The following is a 5,833-nucleotide window of genomic DNA, read 5'->3' on the forward strand; positions in this document are numbered from 1 at the left end:
GGCGCGGGGGCCGCTGCCGCGGAGCGCGGCGTGCGCGGCGCAGGGCGCGGGCGTCGTGGGCCGCTGTGGCGGCGAAGCCCAGGCCCGCCGCGGCGGCCAGGAGCAGGGCGGCGCCCTCCCAGGAGTCCGGTGTGAGGGTGGTTCCCACGGTTCTCGCTCCTTCGGTCGTGTCGTGGTGCTCACGTCCAGCCAAGCGCAGGTGCGGCCCGCGGCGCTTGAGCCGACCGGCCCCTGCCACGGGCTGGAGCGCCCCTTTGCGGGCGGGCGGCGGCCGGTACCTTCGCGGGGTGGGGCCGTTCGGCCCTGGTGGATGTGCGGCCGTTGTGCTGTGCTGAAGGTGACGGGAAGGACCGCATCGAGACGCGGAGAAGCGGCCGGGTGCCGTGCACCGCGCAATGAGGATCCGCAAGAAGCGGATGGTCCTTCCCGCCCTGTCGTGCACCTGCGGCGAAGGGGGCGCCGTACCGCCCGGTGCCGCACGCGGCACCGGGCGCGGCGCCGGGCGGCGGAAGATCCGGTTCCGGCCGCAGGTCCTCACCGCGGCGGGGAGGCCGGCCCCCGGGCGCCGAGCACGAACCCGGGTTCCGTGGTCATCCAGGTCGATCTCCCGACGATCGCCTTTGGGCAGGAAGCGGCAAGTAAACGACATTCCGGGGCGGGCCCAACCCAGACGCGCTGTGATGGCCTGATTCCTCGCACGGGAGGGGGCCGCCACATGGCCGACATGGTGTTCCGCGGCTTACTGGAGGCCGCACCGGACGCAATGGTCATCGTCGACGACACGGGAGTCATCAGGCTCGTCAACGCACAGACGGAGGCCATGTTCGGCTATCGGCGGGAGGAACTTCTCGGCCATCCGGTCGAGTTGCTGATGCCGTACCGTTTCCGCGCCCATCACACCGGTCACCGCGACGGTTACGCGGCCAACCGGCAGGTCCGCCCGATGGGCGCGGGTCTGGAACTGCACGGGCTGCGCAAGGACGGCACCGAGTTCCCCGTGGAGATCAGCCTCAGCCCGCTGGAGACGGCGGACGGGCTGCTGGTCTCCGCAGCCGTGCGCGACGTCAGCGACCGCAAGGCGGCCGAGGCGCGCATCAACGAGCTGGCGGGGATCGTGGAGTCCTCGCAGGACGCGATCCTGGCCAAGACCCTGGACGGGCACATCACGTACTGGAACGCCGCGGCGCAGCGCCTGTACGGCTACACGGCCGAGGAGGCGATCGGCAGCCACGTCGCCGTGCTCGCCCCGCCGGAACGGCGCGGGGAGGTCGGCATGCTGCTGGAGCAGCTGCGGGACGGCGCGAAGGTCGAGCACTTCGAGACGCTGCGGAGGACCAAGACGGGCGGCATGCTGGACGTCGACGTGACCCTGTGGCCGACACGGGACCCGTCCGGCGCGGTGGTCGGCGCCTGCGCCATCGTGCGGGACATCAGCGACCGCAAGCGCGCCGAGGCCGAACTCACCGCGCTGTACGAGCAGCAGCGGCACATCGCGCTGACGCTGCAGCGCAGCCTCATGGGCACGCCCCCCGCGCTGCCGGGCCTGGCCACGGCGAGCCGCTACCGGCCCGCCACGCAGGGCGCGGGCGTGGGCGGCGACTGGTTCGACCTGGTGCCTCTGGGCGCCGACCGGGTCGGGGTGCTCATCGGTGACGTGATGGGCCGCGGCCTGGAAGCGGCGGCCGTGATGGGACAGCTGCGCTCGGCGGCGCACGCCCTGGCGAAGACCGGCATGGAACCCCACCGGTTGATGCAGGCCCTGGACAGCTGCGTGGCCGACCTGGACGTGCCCGATCAGCTGGTGACCTGCTGCTATCTGGTGATCGCGCCGGACGCGGGAACGGTGACGGTGTGCTCGGCCGGTCATCTGCCGGTCCTGGTCGCCGGGGCCGGTGAGGGCGTCAGCCAGCTGCGGACGCCGGTCAACGCGCCGCTCGGGGTCGGCGACGTGATCTACGAGCAGTCGTGCATCGAGATCCCCCCGGGTGCGACCCTCGTGCTCTACACCGACGGGCTGATCGAGACGCCGGGGAGCGACATCGAGGGGCGGATCGGTGAACTCTCCGTCGTCCTGGCGGAGTTCTTCACCGGTCCGGCGTGCCTGGAGACCGCGGCCGACCAGGTGCTGACGAGCCTGCTGCCGGACGCCGACAGCCACAACGACGACGTGACGCTGCTGCTGGCCCAGTTGCCGCCGGCCCCGCTGGCGGCGCGCAGCACCGAGCTGCCCGCGGTGGCGGAGTCCGTGCCGGAGGGGCGTGCGTTCCTGCGCAAGGCCCTCACCGCGTGGAACTGCGCCACGGACCCCGACGACGCGCTGCTCCTGCTGTCGGAGACGCTCACCAACGCCGTCCAGCACGCCGAGGGTCCCATCGGGCTGCGGCTGCGCCGCACCGCCACCGAACTCACCGTCGAGGTCAGCGATCGCAGCCAGCATCTGCCGCAGCCGCGCCTGGCGGCCGGGGACGAGGAGTCGGGCCGCGGGCTGATCCTGGTGCGGGCGCTCGCGGGAAGCTGGGGAGTGCGGCCCACCGACCACGGGAAGACGACCTGGTTCACGCTCGGGTTGTGAGCCGGGCCTCCGCGGTAGCCGGGTGCCGGAAAGCTGCCGGGGCGGGCCGGACGCCGGTGTGGCGGGGGCCGGTTTCCGGCGGCATCGCCCGGCCTCTCCCCACCGCAAGCCGAGCGAGCCGCCGAGGACCACGTGTTCACCGGCGGCCGTCCACGGGGGTGTTCCGGAACCGCGCGTGCCCTCTCCCCAGTGGGCCCGTACGCGGTTCCGGAAGGCGGCCCGAGTCCGCACCGGTGTCCTGCCCGGCTGCACCGCGAAAGGGAGCACCCGGGCAGGTCGGGGCAGGCCCACGAGCCTTGTCGCGCCGCCCCGGGAGTACGGCTCCGGGCCGTCGGCGGGAGGGCTCACCCGGGGTCCCATCCCCAGGACCGTGGGGGTTCCCTGCCGCCGAACAGACGTGTCCGCCACCGGATCCGACGGTTCGCCAACCATCGGCCCGGGAGCGAACGGCACCGGACGACGCCCCCTCGGTCCGGGGGCGAGGCCGTTCTCCGTGCCAGGAACGCTAGGCGGCGCGCCGCCCGGCCGCGCTGGGCCGAACGTCCCTGCGCGGGCCCTGTCCGGCCCTGTGATCATGTGCGGCTCTCCTCCTATAAAGGGATGGGCCAGGTCCGCCGGACCCGGCCCGCCGTTCACCACACGTCCGGCCCCCGCCCCGATCCTCTCCTTCGTCCCGCCTTCGGGAGGCTTCATGCTGTCCGCAGAGTCCGCAGCCGTCGTCAGGGCAACGCTGCCCGCCGTGGCCGGTGCACTCGACGAGATCACCACACGCTTCTACGGGGCGATGTTCCGCGACCGGCCCGAGCTGCTGGACGGCATGTTCAACCGCGGCAACCAGGCCAGCGGGGCCCAGCGCCGGGCCCTCGCCGGATCGATCGCCGGCTTCGCCCGGGCCCTGCTGGCACGGCCCGACGAGCGGCCGGACGCGCTGCTCTCGCGCATCGCCCACAAGCACACGGCGGTCGGGGTCACCGACGACCAGTACACGATCGTCCACAAGTACCTGTTCGGTGCGATCGCCGAGGTGCTGGGCGAGGCGGTGACACCGGAGGTGGCCGCCGCCTGGGACGAGGTGTACTGGCTGATGGCCGGTGCGCTCATCGCCCAGGAGGCCCGCCTCTACCAGGAGGCGGGGGTGGAACCGGGCGATGTCTGGCAGCCGTGGACCGTGGTGGAGCGGCGGCAGGAGACCGCGGACGTGGTGTCCTTCGTGCTGCGCCCGGCCGGCGGCGGGCCGGCCCCGGCCGCGCGCGCCGGGCAGTACGTCAGCGTCCGTGTGCTCATGCCGGACGGGGTGCACCAGGTGCGCCAGTACAGCCTGTCCGGTGACCCGGGGCGCGAGCTGCGCCGCATCACCGTCAAGCGGGTGGCCGGCACCGGCGGCGACCCCGACGGCGAGGTGTCGGAGCTGCTGCACCGAACGGTCCACGTCGGCGACGAGCTGACCCTGTCCGTGCCGTTCGGCGACATCTCCCTCGACGAGGCGGACACCCCGCTGGTGCTGATATCGGCGGGCATCGGCTGCACGCCGATGGTCGGCATGCTCGACCGTCTCGCGGTGACCGGGTCCGCCCGCCAGGTGCTGGTGCTGCACGCCGACACGGCCCCCGAGGACCACGCGCTGCGCGCGGAGACCCGGAAGCTGACCGATCGGCTGCCGCACGGGCAGGCGGTCTTCTGGTACGAGCGTCCCGACGCGGCCGAGCCGGACACCCACGCGGGCCTGCTCGACCTCGACGCGGTCGAGCTGCCCGCCGACGCGACCGTGTACCTGTGCGGGCCGCTGCCGTTCATGCGCGCGGTGCGTGCCGAGTTGCTGGGGCGCGGCGTCCCGGCCCGCCTGATCCGCTACGAGGTGTTCGGCCCCGACCTGTGGCTGCCGGACGCCGCCGCGTGAACTCCGCCCGCCGGGGCGGAGGCTGAGTGTCGGGTGAGGGCCGGGAGCGCGGCGATGCCGTCCCCGGCCCGTGCCGGTGCGGTGGTTAACCCCGCGGCCGTTCACCCTGCGGCCGGGACCGTCGCCGTCCCGGCCGGGGCAACGGGGCCGCGCGCCGGCGGCGGTTCGACGTCCGGCCGGGCTCCCCTCCCGGTGCCTGCCCGGCACAGCCCCGCAGCGCCCGGGAGCGTGCTACCGCTCCCCCACCGGAACCCGCCACACCAGCGTGGTCCCGCCGTCCTCCGGGGTCAGGGTCTCCAGCGCGCCTCCCAGTTGCTCGGCCCGCTCCGCCATGTTCCGCAGACCGCTGCGGCGGCCCCCCGGCGGCAGTCCGACGCCGTTGTCGGTCACCGTCAGGCGCACCGCGCGCCCGTCGGTCCCCAGGACGACGTCGACCCGGTCCGCGCGGGCGTGCCGGGCGACGTTGGTGAGCGCCTCGGAGAGGACGGCCACCACGTGGTCGGCGGTCTCCCGCGACACGGCGGTGTCCAGCAGGCCCTCCATACGGACGCTGGGCGCGAAGCCCAGCACCGGGGCGGCCTCCCCGACCGCGCGGACCACGCGGGCGCGCAGCCCGGCGCCGGCGGTGCCGTCCTCACGGGAGCGCAGGCCGAAGATGGTCGAGCGGATGATCTTGATGGTCTCGTCCAGGTCGTCCACGGCGCGGACGACGCGCTCGGCGGCCTCCCGGTGCTCGATGAAGCGTCCGGCGCTCTGGAGGGTCATCCCCGTGGCGAAAAGCCGCTGGATGGCGAGGTCGTGCAGGTCGCGCGCGATGCGGTCACGGTCCTGGAGGACCGCGATCTGCTCGGCGTCCTGACGGCGTTCGGCCAGCTCCATCGCGACTGCGGCCTGGGCGGCGAAGCCCTTGAGCGGTTCGATCTCCTTCTCGGAGAACGCCGTCTCGCCGGCCTCACGGACCAGCAGCACGACACCGCGTACGCCCTCGACCCCGGTGCCGATGGGGACGGCGACGGCCGGGCCGAGCCCGGAGAACCGGCCGGACAGGAGCGCCACCCGGGCGTCCGCGAGGACGTCCAGGCAGGTGACCGGGGCGGCGGTGGCGTAGGCCTCGCCGACGAGGGTGCCCTCCACGGGCAGCACCTGGCCCCGGTGGCGATCGGCGTCGGCGCCGGTGGCGAGTTCGACGGTCAGCGAGCCGGTGTCCTCCACCGGCATCGCGACCGCGACGAGGGACGCCTGGGTGATCTCCCGGGCCCGGTCCGCCAGCAGGCCGAGAACCTCGGAGCGCTCGACTCCGGACATCAGGCTGTGGGTGATCTCCGCGTTCGCCCGCAGCCACCGCTCACGCAGCCGCGACTCCT

At 74.0% G+C, this 5,833-nt stretch carries 3 protein-coding genes; 2 read left to right on the plus strand and 1 reads right to left on the minus strand.

Annotation, left to right across the window (positions count from 1 at the left end):
- Nucleotides 1-715 precede the first annotated feature (715 nt).
- Both I3F54_RS31625 and I3F54_RS31630 read left to right on the plus strand, forming a co-directional pair.
- A complete protein-coding gene (locus tag I3F54_RS31625; RefSeq protein WP_240122369.1) occupies nt 716-2,572 on the plus strand; it encodes a PAS domain S-box protein in 1,857 nt (618 codons plus the stop codon).
- Between the two features lie 691 nt (nt 2,573-3,263).
- Nucleotides 3,264-4,469 carry a globin domain-containing protein gene (locus tag I3F54_RS31630; RefSeq protein ID WP_240122370.1) on the plus strand — a complete coding sequence of 402 codons (1,206 nt, stop codon included), beginning with the start codon at nt 3,264-3,266 and terminating at the stop codon, nt 4,467-4,469.
- A gap of 231 nt (nt 4,470-4,700) precedes the next feature.
- On the opposite strand, the gene I3F54_RS31635 is transcribed toward I3F54_RS31630, so the two are convergent.
- The coding region (locus I3F54_RS31635; protein ID WP_240122371.1) for a GAF domain-containing sensor histidine kinase at nt 4,701-5,833 on the minus strand (1,133 nt) is incomplete at its 5' end.

The organism is Streptomyces sp. MUM 2J (genome assembly GCF_022414535.1).
Taxonomy (GTDB): domain Bacteria; phylum Actinomycetota; class Actinomycetes; order Streptomycetales; family Streptomycetaceae; genus Streptomyces.